The organism is Bradyrhizobium australiense (genome assembly GCF_013114825.1).
In the GTDB taxonomy this organism is placed as follows: Bacteria; Pseudomonadota; Alphaproteobacteria; order Rhizobiales; family Xanthobacteraceae; genus Bradyrhizobium; species Bradyrhizobium australiense.
The window spans coordinates 308,654-327,450 of sequence record NZ_JAAVLX010000005.1; the positions used below are offsets into that span (position 1 = coordinate 308,654).

An 18,797-nucleotide genomic window follows, 5' to 3' on the forward strand; every position below is an offset into this window, starting at 1 on the left:
GGATGTCCTTCTGGACCCGCCATCAAATCTTCGAGAAGAACTCGGTCATCCTGATCGCGGGCATTCTGGTTGTGATTGCGATCGGCGGCCTGGTCGAGATCACGCCGCTGTTCTACCTGAAAAGCACGATCGAGGTGGTCGATGGCGTCAGGCCCTACACACCGCTCGAACTAGCTGGCCGCAATATCTATGTCCGCGAGGGCTGCTATCTCTGCCACTCGCAGATGGTCCGGCCGCTCCGCGATGAGGTTGAGCGCTATGGCCACTTCTCGCTGGCTGCCGAGAGCATGTACGACCATCCATTCCAGTGGGGTTCGAAGCGCACTGGGCCGGATCTCGCGCGGGTCGGCGCAAAGTATTCCGATGAGTGGCACGTCACTCACCTAACCAATCCGCGCGCCATTGTGCCGCAGTCGGTGATGCCGGGCTATCCGTTCCTCGCCCAGACCGAGGTCGACACCGCTGTTGTCGCCGATAACCTCAAGGCCAGCCGCGTCGTTGGCGTGCCGTATTCGGACGAGCAAATCAGGAACGCGGTCGCCGACCTGAAGGCGCAGGCCGATCCGGACAATGTCGGCACCGATGCGTTCGCGAAGCGCTATCCAAAAGCTGTGATCCGCAATTTCGACAGCAAGGCCGGTGCGCCGACCGAGATGGATGCGCTGGTCGCATATCTGCAAATGCTCGGCACGCTGATCGACTTCAAGCTCTACAACGAAAAGGCCAATCTTCGCTGAGAGGCAGGACGATGAAAGCAATCTTGACCGTGCACAACATCGCGTCGGACCTCGTCACCAGCGTATGGACGCCGATCTTCGTCGGCCTGTTCATTGCGATCGTGATCTACGCGCTTTGGCCGTGCAACCAGGCGGCTTTCGACCAGGCATCTCGGATGCCGTTGCGGGAGGACTGAGAGGTCATGGCGGAAAGCGAACTCGACAAGGTTTCCGGCAAGACCACCACCGGTCACCAGTGGGACGGCATCAAGGAACTCAATACACCGCTGCCGCGCTGGTGGCTGATCACCTTCTACGCCACCATACTGTGGGCGATTGGCTATTGGGTTGTGTACCCGGCCTGGCCGCTTCTGTGGAGCTATACCAGGGGCGCGCTCAACTATTCGACCCGCGCCGCGGTCGCCGTCGAGCTTGCCAATCTGGAAAAGATCCGCGGCGACAAGATGATTGCGCTGGGTGCGGCTTCGCTCGCCGATATCGAAAAGGATCCGGCGCTGTTGGCGCTGGCGCGCGCTCGCGGCAAGGCCGCGTTCGGCGACAATTGCGCGCCTTGCCACGGCTCGGGCGGCGCCGGCGCAAAAGGCTATCCCAACCTGAACGACGACGACTGGTTGTGGGGCGGCTCGCTCGACCAGATCGTGCAGACCATCCAGTTCGGCGCGCGCTCGGGTCACACCAAAACCCATGAGGGCGCAATGCTCGCCTTCGGCAAGGATGGCATCTTGAAGCGGGACGAGATTGGCACGGTCGCCAACTATGTGCGCTCGCTCTCGGGCTTGTCGACGCGCCAGGGTTACGATGTCGCCGCCGGCGCAAAAATTTTTGCCGAGAATTGCACGAGCTGCCATGGTGAGGCGGGCAATGGCAACCAGGAGCTCGGCGCGCCAAATCTCACTGACAAGATCTGGCTCTACGGATCGGAGGAGGCGACCCTGATTGAGACCATCACGAATGGTCGGGCCGGCGTGATGCCGGCGTGGGTGGGCCGGCTTGATCCGTCCACCATCAAGGCGCTGGCGGTCTACGTCCACACGCTCGGCGGCGGCAAGTAGCGGAGCAAAGGGAAGCGGCGTTGGGTTTGCGCTGGATCAACCCGGCAGAGAGGAGGAGACTAGGAGAGCGCGGGCCCATGAACAAGATCGTCCAAATAAACCCCGACCAAGTCGAAGATGTTGGGTCGCTTTACGCGGCCCGCAAGAAGGTCTACCCGCAGAGTGTTTTCGGGACTTTCCGTCGGATTAAATGGGGCCTGATGGCGTTCTGCCTGGGCGTCTACTACTTGTTGCCTTTCGTGCGCTGGAATCGCGGCCTTGGCGCCCCAGATCAGGCGGTGCTGATCGATCTGCCGAACAGTCGCTTCTATTTCTTTTTTATCGAGCTGTGGCCGCAGGAGGTCTATTACTTCACCGGCCTCCTCATCATCGCCGCGCTCACACTATTCCTGATGAATTCGGTCGGCGGCCGCATCTGGTGCGGCTATCTCTGCCCGCAAACGGTCTGGACCGACCTGTTCTATGCGGTAGAGCGCCTGATCGAGGGCGACCGGCGCGAGCGCATGAGGAAGGCGGCTTCCGCCGATCCCCTAAAACTCGAGCGCATCTCCGAAATCATGCTTAAGCATTCGAACTGGCTCTTGATCGCCTGGTGGACGGGCGGCGCCTGGGTGCTCTATTTCACCGACGCGCCGACGCTGGTGAAGGAGCTCGTCACCTTCCAGGCGCCGGCGATCGCCTATATCTGGATCGCAATCCTCACCGCGACGACCTATCTGCTCGCTGGCTTCATGCGCGAGCAGGTCTGCGTCTACATGTGCCCCTGGCCACGTATCCAGGCGGCGCTGACCGACGAGTGGGCGCTGAACGTCACCTATCGCTACGACCGCGGCGAAAAGCGCAGGTCGGTAAAGAAGGCGAACGAGCTGCGGGCGCTCGGCCTGCCTGCCGGCGACTGCGTCAATTGCTATCAATGCGTGGCGGCCTGCCCGACCGGCATCGATATCCGCAATGGCCCGCAGATCGATTGCATCCAGTGCGGCCTGTGCATCGACGCATGCGACAACGTGATGAAGAAGATCGGTCGGCCGACTCGGCTGATCGGCTACGACAATGACATTAACATCCAGCGCCGAATGGCCGGAAAGCCGCCGATCTACGGTATCGTGCGGCCACGCACGATCATCTACACCGCGCTGATCGCACTCGTCGGTGGGATCATGCTGTATGCGCTGCTCACCCGTTCGCTGCTCGACATCAACGTGCTGCACGATCGCAACCCGGTTGCGGTGAAGCTCAGCGACGGCTCGATCCGCAACGCCTACACGGTCCGGTTCCTCAACAAGCGCGGTTTTGACCGCGTGGTGACGATCGACGTCGATGGTCCGCCGTATGCTGTGCTGCACGTCGTGGGCGACGATTCGATTACACCTGATAGGCCGATGGTCGTGCTAGGACGCGACAGCACCACGGAATTGCGCGTGCTGGTGACCGCCCCATCTGAGAAGAACCCCGAAAGATCGATCCCGATCAAATTCCGGATCACCGATATCGGTCTAGGTGAGGTCGCTTTCGCGATCGACAATTTCGTCTTGCCATGAGAACAAGTGGAGCTGTCGTGAACAGAGCCAGTGCATCGCCAAAGCCGCTCACCGGCAGCAAGGTGCTTTTCATGCTGCTTGCGTTCTTTGGCGTCGTCATCGGCGTCAACCTCACCATGATAAGGCTTGCTTCCATGACGCTGCCCGGCACCGACGTCGACAGCGCCTATGCGGCGAGCCTTGCCTATGAGAAGGAGATCGCCGCCGCACGCGAGCAGGAAGCACGCAGCTGGAAGGTGGACGCGCATCTTGCGCGTAGTGCGGACGGCGACACGGCGCTGGAAGTCAAGGCACGCGACGGGAGCGGAAAGGCGCTGACCGGACTGAAATTCACCGGTCGCCTGGAGCGGCCGACCGACCGGCGGGCGGACCGGGTGATCGCGCTGTCGGAGGTGACGGGCGGCATTTATCGGGGCAGCGGCGGCGCCGTCGGACCGGGACAATGGAATCTGGTGCTGGAAAGCGAAGCCGACGGCCGGCGTCTATTCATGTCTAGGAACCGCGTGGTACTGAACTAAGGGAAATCTTCATGCAGGCGACGCGGGACTTTTCGCACTATGTCAAGCATCTCGGCTCCGGACTGGCGCATATTGATCTCGCGGTCGAAGGCGTCGGTTGCGCCAGCTGCATCTCGAAGATCGAGCGTGGCCTTTCAGCCATCCCGGACGTGACGCTGGCGCGCGTCAACCTGACCGACCGCCGTGTCGCGCTGGAGTGGAAGGAGGGCGCACTCGATCCGGCGCGCTTCATTGATCGCCTGGCCGAGCTCGGCTACAAGGCCTATCCGTTCGAGGCTGTCACCGCCGAAGCAGTAGAGGCCGAGAACTCCCGCTTCCTGCTGCGCTGCCTGGGTGTTGCGGCATTCGCGACCATGAACGTCATGATGCTGTCGATCCCGGTGTGGTCCGGCAATGTCAGCGATATGCTGCCGGAGCAGCGAGAGTTCTTCCACTGGATCTCGGCGCTGATCGCGCTGCCCGCGGCGGCCTATGCCGGCCAGCCTTTCTTTCGCTCGGCGTTCAACGCGCTGCGCACTGGCAACGTCAACATGGATGTGCCGATCAGCATCGGCGTGATCCTGGCGCTTGCGACCTCGATCGTCGAGACAATCGGCCATGCCGAGCACGCCTATTTCGACGCGGCGATCATGCTGCTCACCTTCCTCCTGATCGGGCGCTATCTCGACCAGAACATGCGGCGGCGAACCCGCGCGGTGGCCGGCAATCTCGCCGCGCTGAAGGCCGAGACGGCGACCAAATTTGTCGGTCCAGACGAGATATCCGTGGTGCCGGCCGCGGCGGTCATGGCCGGCGACATTGTGCTGCTGCGGCCGGGCGAGCGTTCGGCGATAGATGGCACGGTCGTCGACGGCAGGTCGGAGATCGACCAGAGTTTGATCACGGGTGAAACGCTGCACGCGGCGGTCGAGCCGGGCAGCGAGGTCTATGCCGGCTCGCTCAACATCTCCGGCTCCTTGCGCATCCGTGTCTCGGCCGCTTCCGAAGGCACCCTGCTTGCGGAAATCCAGCGGCTGCTTGACCATGCCGTGCAGGTGCGCTCGCGCTATGTGCAGCTCGCCGACCGTGCCTCGCGCCTCTACGCACCGGTGGTCCATGCGACCGCTTTCCTGACCATGATCGGCTGGTTGATCGCCGGCGCCAGCGTCCATAACGCCATTATCACCGCGATCGCCGTTCTGATCATCACTTGTCCCTGTGCGCTGGGGCTTGCGATCCCGACGGTACAGACAGTGGCGTCGGGCGCGATGTTTCGCGCTGGCGTGCTGCTCAATTCGGGTGATGCCATCGAGCGCGTCGCTGAGGTCGACCGTATCATCTTCGACAAGACGGGAACGCTGACGTTACCTGAGCTCGATGTGGTGAACGCGGCGGCCGTGCCCGCCGATGTGTTCGACCTCGCAGGCCGGCTTGCGCTGGCGAGCCATCACCCCGTCGCCGCTGCGCTGGCGCGCGCGGCCGGCGCGAAATCGCCGCTGCCCGGGATCACGGAACAGCCGGGGCAGGGCGTTCGCGGCATTCTTAAAGGTGAAGAGGTGAGGCTTGGAAGTCCGACTTTCTGCAAGGCCGATGATCTCGCGAACGAAATCCTAAGCCGCGATCCCGAGGCTTCCGTCGTTGCGTTCGCGCGTGGCGAAAAACGTTATGTGTTCGCGGTATGCCAGAGCCTGCGGCCGGACGCGCGCGCGGTCATCGCGGCGCTGCGGAAGCGTGGTGTGGCGGTAGAGATTGTTTCCGGTGACCGCGAGCCGGCCGTGCGCGCCGCGGCTGAGATGCTTCAAATCCCCGAATGGCGCGCCGGCGTCACGCCCGCCGACAAGATCGCTCGGATCGAGGAGCTGAAGCGGCAGGGTTTTAAAGTCATGATGGTCGGCGATGGGCTCAACGATGCGCCGTCGCTGGCGGCGGCGCATGTCTCGATGTCGCCGATCTCGGCGGCGCATTTGAGCCAGGCGACAGCCGATCTCGTCTTCCTCGGCAACCGCCTTGCGCCGGTGATTGCCGCGGTAGACCATTCGCGGAAAGCGTTGCGCCTGATGCGGCAGAACCTCTATCTCGCGGTCGGCTACAATTTCCTCGCAGTGCCGATCGCCATTCTGGGCTTCGTGACGCCTTTGATCGCGGCTGCCGCGATGTCGGGCTCCTCGATCCTGGTGATGCTGAATGCGCTGCGAGCGCGACCTGTCCCGCAGGAGAATCTGTGATGGAGGTGATCGTGTTCCTGGTGCCGCTGGCGCTCTTGCTCGGCCTGTTCGGGCTCCTCGGATTTCTGTGGTCGCTCAAGAACGGCCAATATGACGATCTCGAGGGAGCCGCCTGGCGCGCGATTTCTGACGACGACCAAACGCCGGCTCCGCGCCGCGTCGAGCTGAGGTCGGAATCGCAACCGTAACGCCTCGTCGTTGCGCGTCCCGGGATGCGCCAATTTTGATCTCACGCAATACGGTCGGCTATTTCGCCCCGCATACTTGACGTGCTCAAACCGTACCGGGAGGGTACTATGGCATCGGCTATAAGAACGGAATCGATCGGAGGTAGGCTCATGGGCAGGTTTTCGGAGTGGCTCGGCCGGCTCCGTGATACCGCCGACCTCCGCGCTCTTGGAGCCGCCGAGCTCGATTGCATCGCGCGCGACCTTCGCGTCTCACCGACCGAGCTCGAAACCCTCACTTACCGTGGGCGGCGCCGCGCTGATGAGCTGTCGGGACTACTCAAGGTGCTTGGCATCGACGAGACGGCCATTGCGCGCAAGGAGCCGGGCATGCTGCGCGACATGACGCTGGTATGTGCACTGTGCGCCGAAAAGACCCGATGCAACCGCGAGATAGAGGCGGAAACAACGGCGCAGCACCTTCATGAATACTGCGCCAACAGCTACACGATCGATGCGCTCCGGACGAAGCCAAAGCCAGGTGCGATGGATCTCGTTCGTGGTCCGAGCTGCTGCTGACAAGCTACAAATGGTCTAAGGGCCTCACGGTCTTTAAACCGCGCGACTGTGCACGCCTGTTGACCGCAAGAGGTGGGCATCAAACGCTGAGGCGACGCTACGCACCAGGAATTCCGATCCTTCGCTGACGGTTAGCCGACCTTGAGACATTGTCGCGACTCCGTCTGCTAAAAGCCGGTCGATGCGCGCGCGATCGACGACTGCTGTCCGTGGATCCCGACGATGGATGCGGGATATCTGCTCCAGGTCAACGGTCAAATCGCACATGATCCGCTCGATGATGTCAGCGCGGAAAAGATCATCCTCGGTGAAAGCATAACCCTTCACCGTGGCTAGCCGGCCCTCCGCGATGCGGTTCAGGTAGTCGCGGATGGCCACCACGTTTTGGACAAAGCCGTGGGGCATCCGACCGATCGCGCTCGCCCCGAGGCCGATGAGTGTGTCAGCGCCGTCATCGGTGTAGCCCTGGAATTGCGCCGCAATCGGCCATCGCGCTGCGCCGTCGCGAGCGCATCGTCTGGGAGCGCGAAATGATCCAATCCGATGCGCACATACCCCGCGTCCTGAAGGGCCTCTGCGATGGTCTCGGACTGCACGTGTCGCGCGACGCTGTCAGGTAAGCTCTCCTCCGCGATCTTGCGCTGATGCTTCTTGAATGAGGGGACGTGCGCGTAGCCGAAAACCGAAAGCCGGTCGGGGCGTAATTCGACGCACTTGGCAATGCTGTCTAGACAAGAGCTTACCGTCTGAAAAGGGAGACCATAGAGAAGGTCGAAGTTGATCCCCCGCACACCTGCCCGGCGAAGCCTTTCGACTGCAGCTGCCGTCTGCTCGAAGCTTTGCAATCGATTTATTGTGCGCTGCACTCTTCGGTCGAAGCTCTGAACTCCGAGGCTCGCGCGGGTGACCCCGCAGTATTTAAAAGCCTGCGTCAGGTCATTGGTCAGAGTTCGCGGATCGACCTCAACGGCAATCTCGGCATCCGGAGTTACGAAAAAGATATAGCGCAAGGCGTCAGCGAGATCGACGAGCAGTTGCGGAGCCATGATGGTCGGAGTGCCCCCGCCGAAGTGCAGATGCGCGACCGGCAGGCTTTTCTCTATCGTGTCCGCGATTAGTTGCGCCTCCCGACGCAAAGCTGCGACGAACGCGGCGATCGGCTCGTCGTGCGTGGCCACCGATGTATGGCATCCGCAGTACCAGCACATTGAGCGACAGAAAGGTATGTGAAAATAGAGCGAGACGGGTCGGTGGACCGAAACCGATCTGAGCCAATGCCGATACACCTTCTCGCCGATTGCAGAAGAGAAGTGCGGGGCTGTTGGATAGCTGGTGTACCGGGGGAGCTTGTCTTGCCCGTAGATGTCAGCCAAATCCGATCGCATATTCGAGTTCCCCTCCCATTCCTAGCCACATAACAGCCTTGGCGCCGACTGGACTTTGCGCTGGGTCAACTGGATTCCGAATTAGCGGGCCGCTTCGGGCCCCGCTTGCCGCGGAGCTTCCACTGCACCCGACCTGCAAAGTCAATTCGCTATGATCGCTAAGCGTGCCGTCCTCATTCATCACCGCAGGCTGCTGATGTGACAGCGCAGCATGATATTGGCGGCATCCATGATGGATATATGTGAGATCTCTCTCTCTCTCTCTCTCTCTCTCTCTCTCTCTCTGGTATCGGAAGCAACCATTAGTAGAAGGTGGGTGGGACATCAGCTCGGCAAGGTCATGGACTGAAGCATTGCTCGCGTGACAGCGCCGAGCACGGTTTCCTTGAGGCGCGAATGCCCGTAGCCGCCGGACGGATTCAACATGGCAGCGCGATCCCAATTGTTGACCCACATCAAAGCCGCCGGCCTTTCTTGCGTTATTTGGCAAAGATGCAGGTCACGAAGACAGGAGAGAGATTGGCATGGCACGCATTGCATTGGATACGGGCAGCATCCGGGGCATCGGCGCCGTAGTTGCCCGGGGACTTCAATCCGCGGGCCACCGCGTGGCCGTCACCTGTGCCGGCAGCACCACAGCCGCCGGATTGCCAATGCGAAGCTCGATATGGTGAGGCTGCAGCGGACGCTGAGCTTCATCGTCTTTATGGTTACCCACGACGTCAACAGCCTCCATGCGGTCTGCGACCGTGTCGCGGCGCTGGTCGACGGCAGGATTGCCGCGCTCGGCCCGCTGCAGTCAGTGCTGGCGTCCGATCACGGCGCGATGATTCCGCCAAAGGCCATGATTGAGGGAGACGTGGTTGGGCTTGGCGTTGCTGGAAAAACAAATGAACGAGCGCGCTAGATGCTCGAGCATTCCGCTGAACAGGCGCGATCTTAGGTTCGCACCATTGACGACAGACAACGCAAGCGCCCCGAAACGCTCGCAGGAGCTAACTCCGACAGAATCGGTTCGCGCTCGCATCAAGGTAGCACCGCCGACATGGCCCTGCGATAAGGAGCCCGGTGCTGGAGGCAAAAAATGCCGGATCTCAGAGCAAAACAGCCGTTTTCGGCTATCGTCCGGGCCGCGATCAGCGCTCCCGTGCGGTTCTTGATTGCGCATCCTCTTGTAGCGAGGCGGAGAAAGCTAAAGTTTGAAATAGAAGAGACGCTGGATCTAACGCGCGAATTGCGAAACGAATTTAAGAGCAGAGAGCTAGGAGTTGGATTCGACGGAGGCACGCTTCGGTCGCTGACCCGCGTAATCATTCGGGTGCGGAACGACGGCAATACGGCTATCGAGGAATTCTCATTTGAGATTGAAATCCCGGGTGAGCATCACAATTGCTTAACATACATTGCAGCGCGCAGTCGCGAGCTGGATCGCGTGGCTTCCATCAGCTTCACTGGGAAAGCGGCCAGTAACAGCATGAGCCGCGAGATCAGCGATTCAAAGCCAATGGGCTTGACCGTCAAGGTTGTGGTTGGTAGCGCTCTAAATCGACGGGAAATTATCAATTTGGGAATGTTTTTCGATGGCTCCCCAACCGGTTGTCTGGTGCATTGTCGCATCCCGAATACGAAAATCCGGATACGGAGCACCGTGCACTTCTAATCGGATTGGACGTTACCGAAAGACCTATTGACGGTGATCAATCTAGGGAACTGAACTTTTCAGCGCCGCGACGCTCTGGCGCAAGCGCTGCCTCCTGCTCACCCAGAGCGTTACCGCTGCGTCTGGCGAAGGAAGTGGACCAAATCTCGGCGACCGCAACGCCGCTGGTCTCCGAGAGCATCACCATGCATCCGGTGTTGGCGCCGACATGGATTCGTTCGGCGTCTCCTAAAATGTGCGCGTATAGTTCATCGGCGTTCCAATTTGCATCACCGGAGGACAGGCAGATGTGTGGAAACTTGCAAGGACATGTCTGTATGATGACCGAAAAAGCCCGACGCACTTTGCAAAAGAGAACCAAGAGGTGCGTCGGGCTGCAACCTGGAGGTTGCGGGCATCGGCACGGGTGACCGTCCGTGTCCACGCCCAACATCATCTTTGCAAATGACGTGCCGCTCGAAGGCTGCCGATGATGTGCGTCTTGTCGGCCCGGGGCACGGCCGCGCGATATTCTTGGATTGAGAATAGTGTCGCAATTACCACATTGCTGAGTGAGACTTTGTCCGCCATCAAACAATCTGCGCCATGATGAGCCGGCTGCCTCGCCGTTGCGAGCCGTGTCCGTGCAAATCTCGCTGATTACCTTCGCCGCACCAGCCGTTGGCCAACGCGCTCCCTCAGCGGTCTTCCGAGATTGAAGCCCTAAACGCGCAATTGTGAGGTTTCCGCGGCGTGCCCTGGCTGATCCGAAAAAGTAGCGCAAGCCTCGCAGCGGATCTTGCAGGTGGGAAAAGCGCCGAGGCCGCGTAAAGAAGTCGGCCACCGCGAGGTCATGATAGAACAGATTGCTATGTGGCCAGAGCTTACGCCGGGTCATCAGAGCGTCCGGCACGAACGCGACTTAGATTAAGGCCGCTGAACGCATGTCTTTATGTATCAACAGTATAGATGTATCCCATCAAAACAATCGATTTCACCAATTTTACGGAATGCTGCATAGAAAAAGCGCATAGGCCGGTGCAGATGGCGCGCACACTCGGCGGATTTTCGTCGTGGATGACGATCAATCGATGGGTGAAGCATTGACAGACAGCCTCTTTTCCGTGGGGTTCATCTCAGAAGCATGATCTTTGGCGATCGTCCTAAGATTACGTGAAGGGAAGAACTGACGCCGTTGTTGATCTTCCCGCGAGCGTTGGACCGAATTCCCTGAAGAGAGCAGAAGGAAGCGAAACCAGATTTCGTTTGGAACGGATATCGGTCTTCCCGTGGCTAAAGTTAACGGCGAATGCCCTCGCCGTAAATGAACCGTCGGCACCCTCCCTCTGCCGACGGAAGCTGGTGCGATGTGTAGCAGCGTCGCTCCTCCCAGACTGACTTCGGCCCGGCCGCCGAAAGGTGGCCGGGCATCTTTTTACTATGGCGAGTGTTGAGCGCCAGCTTGCAGATCTTGCATTTGATCTCACTCACACCCATGAATTCAGGGGGAGGGCGCCGCGTCCTCGCACCAATCCATCGCCAGATCAGCTGAAGTCGCAACCCGGGCATTATTCTTTCTCGTCGAATTGCGAGCACACTCTGCCGGCCAGCTCGTTGAGCTTGTGCCCGCGCGCCAAATCCTCGTCCTTGAGCGTCTCAGCGCGTACGCAATGCGGCTTATCGCTGTCGACCCAAATCAAGGTGAAGGAATTCGCGACCATGCCGAGCGCGCGGGCGCCCCCCCATCACCACCGCGGCTTGCTGAATGTCGCCGTACTCGGCGATCGAGTATTGCGTGTCGCGATAGAGGACGGACGCGGTGGTCTTAAGGTCGACGAAATCGCCGCTGTGGTTCGGCATCTCGTCCGGTCGGGCTTTCTTCCAGAATCCGCGCGGGTCCTTCCAGATCAACGAGCGTTCGGGCGATCCGCCGAGCATGCCTTGCTGCACGAGCGGGAATTGCCCGAGGGCGATGATCATGCCGGTAAGCTGCTCGGATTGACGCAAGTCCCGTTCATCGTGGTTGGATTGAGCGACTTTTAACCCGACATGGCCGCAAGTAGGCCTTGGGGGCCAACACCTTGAAGGAAGCCCACTTGAAGGGGTTGGAGCGCAAAACTGAAGTCGTTCTGGCGCTTGTCAAGGCGCTGTAGAACAGGCACACAAAAGTTGTATGCCTGCAGTGATCGGAGCGAACAGGGCTGGGCGGCGGGAAGGCCTCCCAGCCACAGGACCGCGCGGCCTCGTCAGCTTCTCAACAGCTTGCATGAGTACCTTCTCAGGTGATCTTGGACGTGAGGCTAGCGTGGACCCGAAAAATTTTGACGCATCCAATTTAACAGCGTGGCCCCAGGTGCAACACGCTGTGCTGCAAGAGCGGCAAGCGGACCGGCCCGGGCAAGAGGCCTTTGAGCAGCAATTGGACGAGGCGCGCCAGGCCGATACCGCGATGCCCGACGAAGGGCCGCGCCGTAGCCCCCTCCCAATGTGTCTAGCGACGGCCAGCGGTCCTCGGACGAGCTGATGGGTGCGCTTGCCAGGAGCAACCTCCTGCCAAGCGAGGAGGTCCTCATCAACCACGAGCATGACACAGCAGAGTTGAGTCCAGCGAAGAGGCCGAGGACCCTAGACAATCCGCAAGACGTTGCCATTGAGCGGCAGCTGAGTGAAATCACCAATTCAGGTGGAGGTGATGGAGCAATGCGCGCCGCCTCGGCGCTGCAGCCGGCTCAGTCAGCGGGGATTGTGATACGGGGGCAGTGGGACAGGCGGCCTCTCTATTCCGAGGATGCTTCCGTTATCTTGGGGCTTGAGGAGGCCCTCATCAAGGGCGGGATAGGTGCCACCGCCAAGCAGTATGTAAATTCTCTTCTTAGCTTCAGCCGCTGGCTCTTCGCAAAAAACAGACCGAGCATTGTTGCTCGGCTCGACAGTAAGTCGCTGAGCGATGGCAGTGACGTGTTCGAGTTCACCGGAAAGGGTAAACCCGAGAGACTCCTTTCAGCATTAGACCATTTGCGCAGCTTTCGGTCGACGGGCGAAGTCATCGTACGCCCAAGGAGAGGTCGCGCCAAGGATGCTCCCGTTGTCCTGGGGCTTGAGGAGGCCCTCATCACGGCCGGGACTAGGCGCCTCGACATCGCCGCTGCGCAGCTTAGCGCGTCCTCGGCGCTGCGTCCGACTGAATCAAGGGGGGTTGTGACAGGGTCGGACATGCGGCCTCTTTATTTCGAGGATGCTCGCGATATCTTGGGGCTCCAGGAGGCCTTCATCAAGGCCGGAATGAGAGCCTCCGCCTACAATTACGCAGGTGCTCTTCGTAGCTTTAGCCGTTGGCTCTTCGCAAAAAACAAACCAAGCCTTGTTGCTCGGCTCGACAGTAAGTCGTTGAGTGGTGACGTGTCCGGGTTCATCGGAAAGGGTAATCCCGACCGACTCCTTAGGGCAATAGACGAGCTCCGGACCTTCCGGTCGACAGGCACGATCGCACTCCCCAGCGCCCAGCCCAATCCTCACCCCCCGGACGTGGCTCCCATTCATCCCGAAAGCGCGGTGCTGATGGAACCGAGGCTCATCGGCGACGCCGCTGCGCAGCACAGGGCGTCGCATGAAGCTAGCAGTCGGCGAGAGGAGCTTCGGGAACGCCAGGAGGATCAACCCGCTCCGTCGGTTTTCGTCCAAGAGCACGTCGCATTCAATCCAGAGCAGATTTCTCCGGGGGAGCTTCGGCGAGTGCTCGATCATCTGGATGATCAATCCATGCCTTCGCCAGCCTCCGTCGTTCCAGAGGAGCTTCTGGCACTGGAAGAGCAGCTCCACAACGAAATTCAGCGGCAGCCGGATGATCAACCCGTCGATCTAGAGGAGTTTACTTTCAATCTAGAGCAGTTCTCTCCAGGGGAGCTTCGGCGACTGCTGGATACTGAAGCCACGCAGTTGGAAGTGGATCATTTAGCCCGCCAGTCGCCAATCGACGATTGGAGTACAACGAGCCGTTCCCAGTGGGCGCCGCAGCCGGCCTATTTGCCAGCGCAAAGTGTCAGTCAGTCGAACCTGCCATCCTGGGATAGAAACTTCGAGGCATATACCTCCGGCCCGGCAGATCAGTCGTCTTATGACCCGGGGTCCGCTGCCGAATCTATCTTTATATCTTCCCCTGGAGTGGCGGCACGGCGCACAGTGGGCGCCCGAAGACCTTAAGGAGGGAATGCGCTTGCACAACGTGCTGCCAGGCGCGTCTCAACCGGAGACAAATCTCACCCTTCAGGCCGTGAATTACACCGCCACCATCGGGCCGCCAAGCTATGAGAGTGAGGTTTTTCTGCGCCCAACCGAATAAGGGGATGACAATCTTCGAAAGTGGCGCCGTTCAATGACCGCTCGTAGGCGCAAACGCCGTGCGGCATTGGCCGTAGTCGTCTCGCTCAATGTAACCGCTCAGCAACGTCGTTCGAAGTTAAAGCGCACAAGACGGCAAATCATGGATGCGTTAGCGGGCAAGGCGGCCGTGGAAAAATGCCCGATTGAGCGATTGCGGCCCTATGAGCGGAATTCCCGCGCGCATTCGGCCGAGCAAATCGAGCAGATCGCGGCGTCGATCCGGCAATGCGGCTGGACGATGCCGATCTTGGCAGCCGATGATGGCATGGTTCTAGCCGGTTACGGGCGTCTAGCCGCCGGCAAACTGCTCGGAATGACGCGTGTCCCGCTCATTGTCGCGCGCGGTTGGAGCGATCAGCAGAACCGCGCCTACGTCATCGCCGATAATCGGCTCACCGACGCGAATGATTGGGATGACGAGATGCTACAGCTCGAGTTGAGCGATCTCTTCGAAGGCGTCTCCCGCGGCGGCGATGCCGATGTCGGCGTGGGTTCTACACGACGTTGACACACGCGAAGGCTCCGGGTGGAAACTTGAAATCTGGCGCTAGCGTTGAGTGATAAATTCCTTCGCCAATCGCCGATGTTCCCAGTTGGCCCGCTCAAGTTCGGGTCGATCAAACTCTTCCTGGGGATAGCCGACGCAGAGATAGCCGATGAATTTCCAGGACTCCGGCACTTCAAGAACCTCATGGATGCGAGCCGGGTTAAGGACCGACACCCAGCCAAGTCCGATGCCGTCTGCACGTGCGGCGAGCCACATGCAGCAGATGGCGGCGGCGACGGAGTATTCGACCGTTTCCGGCATGGTTGCACGCCCGAGGCGATGCCCCATATCGTTCGTCTTGTCCGCGAACACGGCCAGGTGACCCGGAGCCTCTTCGAGACCGGCAAGCTTGAGGCTCGCGTACCGCGCCGCGCGTTCGCCTGAATAGGAATGCAACGCATCGGCGCTGCAGGCCTTGAAATCCTCGATCACGGCACTGCGCCTTGTATTGTCTTCGACGATCACAAACCGCCAAGGCTGGCTGAGGCCGACCGACGGGGAAAGGCAGGCGATCTCAATCAGCCGCTCCATGGCGCCGCTCGGCAGAGGATCGAGACGAAAGCGCCGCACGTCGCGGCGCCACACGAAGAGCTCGCGCAGTTGCCGGCGAAAGGCTTCATCGAAAGCGACCATCAGAGTCCTGGTTCCGTGTGGAGGAGTGCGGCTGTCATCAGCAAAACCACGATCTCGCCAATCTGTTCGAACGCACCCAATATATCACCTGTCTGTCCGCCGACTTGCCTCGTGGCAAGCCACGCAAGTATCAACCCGGCCAGCGAGAGCAAAATCACTCCGAGCAACGCCTTGCTCGGCCCGGAACCGAAAACCAGGCAAAGAGCCCCGAGAGCAAACGCAATGCCGGCGCTTCGCCCCGGCGGCCGTCCGGCTAGGGCCGAAAGCCCATCCGATCGCGCCGGCGGAATCAGCCACATGAAGGCGGGCATGCCGGCGCGCGCCGCCGCATGTGCAACCGAAAGCGCCGCCGCGATCGACATTGGCTCGGCGATCGTTTCGAGCGCGCTCCATCGCAAGATGAGCGATGCGATAAGCGCGCACGCACCGTATGTACCGATCCGGCTGTCGCGCATGATCTCGAGCTTGCGCTCGCGCGTCCGACCGCCGCCGAGCCCGTCAGCGGTATCGGCAAGGCCGTCCTCATGCATCGCGCCAGTGACGAGAACCGTGGCCGCCAGCCCCAGCATGGCTGCAGGGCTTGGCGTCAAGCCCATCTCGCGTGCGATCCAGTAGACCGCCGCACCGGCAAAGCCAACCAGCAATCCTGCCACTGGCAACGCCCAGCTCGCGCGGGCAACATCGCCATCGCTGACCGGCGTCGCCGGCCCGATAGGCAGAAGCGTGGAGAGCGAAATGGCGATTCTCAGGTCAGCGACGATGCCCCTGAGAAGCTCGGAATGATACATGTGTCTTCAGCCCTCCAATCGTCAACTCGCTCGCGCTCACTCCACGACGCGTCGCAATTCCGCCAAGCGCGGCATTACTTCAGCTTCATCGGCAATCCTGCCACGACGAATTCGACCTCATCCGCAACGGATGCAATCGTCTGGTTCAGGATACCCGCCGCGTCCCGAAACGCGCGCGCCAGCGCATTGTCCGGCACGATACCGAACCCGACCTCGTTCGTGACGATGATGACCGGGCTGCGCTGACGGGCAAGCGCGTCAGCGAGTAGCGAAGCCTCATGCGACCAGTTGCGTTCCGCGTGGAGCACGTTCGATAGCCACAGCGTGAGGCAATCGACCAGCCTTGCGCCACCGCCATCGGTTTCGATCAAGGCCTGCACGAGATCGAGCGGAACCTCGCGCTCGATCCAGTCCTTTCCTCGCCGCGCGCGATGCTTCGCTATTCTCTCGCCCATTTCCTCATCGAGCGCCTCTGCTGTGGCGATATAGACGGGCTGTTCCGGAAAAGCGCGGGTGCGGACTTCTGCCCGTAAGCTTTTGCCGGATCGGGCGCCGCCCGTGATGAGTATGATGGCCATGACGTCCTCCAGTTAGGGCCAGCACTAATCACCAATCTTCGACAAAGACAAAGGTGAAATCACGCGATATGGGGCTTGCCTTGATAGGGAATTCTTGTGCATCAGGGCCAGGCACGACGGGAGAATGAGTGTGGGCTTTGCGGGAGCGATGGTGGTGGCGATGACGGTGGACGCCCTGTTGGGCTGGCCCAACGCGCTGTTCGCCCGCATTGGTCATCCCGTCACTTGGCTCGGGAGGCTGATCAACATTCTCGACATCAGCTTCAACCGGGCTATCGATCCGCCTGGAGTCAGGCGGATCGCTGGCGCAGCCGTGGCGCTTTTCGTGATTGGAGTTTCGGCCGGAATTGGATGGGCGGTTCAGGCCGCGCTCGCCTTTGAATGGAGCCGCATCGTCCTCCTGGGAATTCTCGCATGGCCCCTGGTCGCGCTGCGTTCGCTCTATGATCATGTCGCCGCCGTTGCGAACCCCTTGCAATCCGGTGATATCGCAGCCGCGCGTGCCGCGGTTGCGCACATCGTGGGACGCGATCCCGCAGCTCTTGATGAGGCGGGCATTGCGCGCGCAGCCATCGAGAGCCTGGCCGAGAATGCTTCCGACGGCATTGTGGCGCCCGTGTTCTGGGGAGTGTTGTTCGGGCTGCCCGGCATCGTCGGCTACAAGGCAATCAATACGCTCGACTCCATGATCGGCCATCGCACGGCGCGTCACGAATCCTTCGGTTGGGCCGCCGCGCGCATCGACGATCTCGCCAATTTCGTACCGGCGCGCCTCACAGGCTTTTTGTTTGTAGTGCTGGCGACGCGGCCTTCGAATGCGTTGTCTTGCATGGCGAGGGATGCGCGCCGCCACCGCTCGATCAATGCCGGCTGGCCGGAAGCAGCCATGGCCGGCGCGCTCGGCGTGCGGCTCAGCGGGCCGCGCACCTATCGTGGTGACACCGCCAACGAACCTTGGCTCAACGAGGGAGCGCGCGATCCGTTCGCTGCGGACATCCGGCAAGGGTTGAAGCTCTACGTCCGCGCCATGGTTCTTTTGACCGGTGCGCTTGCGATTCTGGCCTTCGCGTGACGGACGGGGCAATGCTCGAGCATGGTGGAAATCTCGATCTCGCCGTTCAGCGCTTCGGCGGGCGTGCGCAGGACTGGATCGACCTCTCAACCGGGATCAATCGGCAGCCCTATCCGGTGGGTGAGGTCGAGCTTAGGTACTGGAGCGCGCTGCCTTCGCGATCAGATATCGCGTCCCTCCACCAAGCTGCCCGAGAGGCCTACGCTACCCGGGCGCCAGTCGTGGCGCTTACTGGCGCACAAGCGGCCATCCAATTGTTGCCGAATCTTTCATCGCACGGCCGCGCGCGAATTCTTGCGCCGACCTACAACGAGTACGCGGCGGTTCTTTCAGCCGCAGCCTGGGACGTGGCCGAAGTTTCCGAACTCGAAGGACTGGCGGGCGCGGATCTTGCCGTGGTCGTCAATCCCAACAATCCAGATGGTCGGCGCCATAATCCGACCGAATTGGTGGCCCTCTTGCCGAAGGTCGGTCGGCTCTTGGTTGACGAGAGCTTCGTCGATGCCGTCTCCGGCCTGTCGTTGGCACCGGAGGCGGGACGGTCAGGGCTGTTGGTCCTGCGCTCGTTCGGAAAGTTTTACGGGCTTGCCGGACTGCGGCTCGGTTTCGTGCTCGGCAGCGAGGCTGACGTCGCGGCGCTGGCGGCGATGGTGGGTCCGTGGCCGATTTCGGGCGGAGCGATTGCGATCGGACGGCGCGCCTTGCTCGATCGCGAGTGGGCAAAGGCAACCGCGACGCGTCTGGCGCGCGATTGCCTCCGGCTGGATGCCGAGGTGCGATCGCAGGGCTGGCAACAGGTCGGCGGCACACCGCTGTTCCGGCTCTATGAGACTGGGGACGCGCAGGCTGCGCAGGAGAAGCTCGCGCGCGGCCAGATATGGTCGCGTGTTTTTGAGCAAAAGCCGGGATGGCTCAGGCTGGGCTTGCCGGGTAACGGGGCGGAATGGTCGCGGCTTGCTGCCGCGCTCTCGCGTTGA

Annotated in this window: 17 protein-coding genes and 2 pseudogenes; 14 read left to right on the top strand and 5 right to left on the bottom strand. The window is 61.0% G+C overall.

Features of this window, described 5'->3' with window-relative positions:
- The first annotated feature begins 2 nt into the window (after positions 1–2).
- The 8 genes from ccoO (at position 3) to HCN58_RS17675 (ending at position 6,798) form a co-directional block, all read left to right on the top strand.
- Complete coding sequence (gene ccoO / locus HCN58_RS17640) at positions 3–737, top strand: cytochrome-c oxidase, cbb3-type subunit II (protein ID WP_171580664.1); 735 nt, start codon at positions 3–5, stop codon at positions 735–737.
- Positions 738–748: 11 nt separating this feature from the next.
- A complete protein-coding gene (locus HCN58_RS17645; protein ID WP_171580665.1) occupies positions 749–913 on the top strand; it encodes a cbb3-type cytochrome c oxidase subunit 3 in 165 nt (54 codons plus the stop codon).
- A gap of 6 nt (positions 914–919) precedes the next feature.
- Positions 920–1,789 (top strand): cytochrome-c oxidase, cbb3-type subunit III, encoded by an 870-nt coding sequence (ccoP, locus tag HCN58_RS17650; protein ID WP_171580666.1) that lies wholly within the window; start codon positions 920–922, stop codon positions 1,787–1,789.
- 77 nt (positions 1,790–1,866) lie between these two features.
- On the top strand, positions 1,867–3,330 hold the full coding sequence (gene ccoG / locus HCN58_RS17655; protein WP_171580667.1) for a cytochrome c oxidase accessory protein CcoG: 1,464 nt from the start codon (positions 1,867–1,869) through the stop codon (positions 3,328–3,330).
- A complete protein-coding gene (locus tag HCN58_RS17660) occupies positions 3,327–3,848 on the top strand; it encodes a FixH family protein (protein ID WP_171580668.1) in 522 nt (173 codons plus the stop codon). Before ccoG ends, HCN58_RS17660 begins: the two co-directional genes overlap by 4 nt.
- An 11-nt stretch (positions 3,849–3,859) precedes the next feature.
- Complete coding sequence (locus HCN58_RS17665) at positions 3,860–6,052, top strand: heavy metal translocating P-type ATPase (protein ID WP_171580669.1); 2,193 nt, start codon at positions 3,860–3,862, stop codon at positions 6,050–6,052.
- Entirely contained in the window at positions 6,052–6,240 is a 189-nt protein-coding gene (gene ccoS, locus HCN58_RS17670; RefSeq protein ID WP_171580670.1) for a cbb3-type cytochrome oxidase assembly protein CcoS, read from the top strand. Before HCN58_RS17665 ends, ccoS begins: the two co-directional genes overlap by 1 nt.
- A gap of 150 nt (positions 6,241–6,390) precedes the next feature.
- Complete coding sequence (locus HCN58_RS17675) at positions 6,391–6,798, top strand: DUF6455 family protein (RefSeq protein ID WP_171580671.1); 408 nt, start codon at positions 6,391–6,393, stop codon at positions 6,796–6,798.
- A 33-nt stretch (positions 6,799–6,831) separates the two neighbouring features.
- Here the strand turns inward: HCN58_RS17675 and hemN are convergent.
- A pseudogene (gene hemN / locus HCN58_RS17680) lies at positions 6,832–8,183 on the bottom strand (oxygen-independent coproporphyrinogen III oxidase).
- 676 nt (positions 8,184–8,859) lie between these two features.
- On the opposite strand from hemN, the pseudogene HCN58_RS17685 reads away from it, so the two are divergent.
- Positions 8,860–9,090, top strand: a pseudogene (locus tag HCN58_RS17685) (hypothetical protein); the annotation flags it as partial.
- Positions 9,091–9,267: 177 nt separating this feature from the next.
- Positions 9,268–9,843, top strand: a complete 576-nt coding sequence (locus HCN58_RS17690) for a hypothetical protein (protein ID WP_171580673.1) — start codon at positions 9,268–9,270, stop codon at positions 9,841–9,843.
- 1,656 nt (positions 9,844–11,499) lie between these two features.
- On the opposite strand, the gene HCN58_RS17695 is transcribed toward HCN58_RS17690, so the two are convergent.
- Positions 11,500–11,802, bottom strand: a complete 303-nt coding sequence (locus HCN58_RS17695; RefSeq protein WP_235983687.1) for a PD-(D/E)XK nuclease family protein — start codon at positions 11,800–11,802, stop codon at positions 11,500–11,502.
- Positions 11,803–12,345: 543 nt separating this feature from the next.
- On the opposite strand from HCN58_RS17695, the gene HCN58_RS17705 reads away from it, so the two are divergent.
- Together HCN58_RS17705 and HCN58_RS17710 are read left to right on the top strand one after the other, a co-directional pair.
- Complete coding sequence (locus tag HCN58_RS17705; protein ID WP_235983689.1) at positions 12,346–14,022, top strand: hypothetical protein; 1,677 nt, start codon at positions 12,346–12,348, stop codon at positions 14,020–14,022.
- A 205-nt stretch (positions 14,023–14,227) separates the two neighbouring features.
- Positions 14,228–14,710 (top strand): ParB/Srx family N-terminal domain-containing protein, encoded by a 483-nt coding sequence (locus tag HCN58_RS17710; protein ID WP_171580676.1) that lies wholly within the window; start codon positions 14,228–14,230, stop codon positions 14,708–14,710.
- Positions 14,711–14,749: 39 nt separating this feature from the next.
- Here the strand turns inward: HCN58_RS17710 and bluB are convergent, their stop codons facing one another.
- From bluB to cobU, 3 genes are all read right to left on the bottom strand, one after another.
- Complete coding sequence (gene bluB, locus HCN58_RS17715) at positions 14,750–15,382, bottom strand: 5,6-dimethylbenzimidazole synthase (RefSeq protein WP_171580677.1); 633 nt, start codon at positions 15,380–15,382, stop codon at positions 14,750–14,752.
- Positions 15,382–16,170, bottom strand: coding sequence for an adenosylcobinamide-GDP ribazoletransferase (cobS, locus tag HCN58_RS17720; protein ID WP_171580678.1), 789 nt, complete (start codon positions 16,168–16,170; stop codon positions 15,382–15,384). Before cobS ends, bluB begins: the two co-directional genes overlap by 1 nt.
- A 74-nt stretch (positions 16,171–16,244) precedes the next feature.
- Complete coding sequence (gene cobU, locus HCN58_RS17725) at positions 16,245–16,748, bottom strand: bifunctional adenosylcobinamide kinase/adenosylcobinamide-phosphate guanylyltransferase (RefSeq protein ID WP_171580679.1); 504 nt, start codon at positions 16,746–16,748, stop codon at positions 16,245–16,247.
- Positions 16,749–16,878: 130 nt separating this feature from the next.
- Here cobU and cbiB point away from each other — a divergent pair, with 130 nt between their 5' ends.
- Together cbiB and cobD are read left to right on the top strand one after the other, a co-directional pair.
- Complete coding sequence (gene cbiB, locus HCN58_RS17730) at positions 16,879–17,820, top strand: adenosylcobinamide-phosphate synthase CbiB (RefSeq protein ID WP_171580843.1); 942 nt, start codon at positions 16,879–16,881, stop codon at positions 17,818–17,820.
- Positions 17,821–17,831: 11 nt separating this feature from the next.
- Positions 17,832–18,797 (top strand): threonine-phosphate decarboxylase CobD, encoded by a 966-nt coding sequence (gene cobD, locus HCN58_RS17735; RefSeq protein ID WP_171580680.1) that lies wholly within the window; start codon positions 17,832–17,834, stop codon positions 18,795–18,797.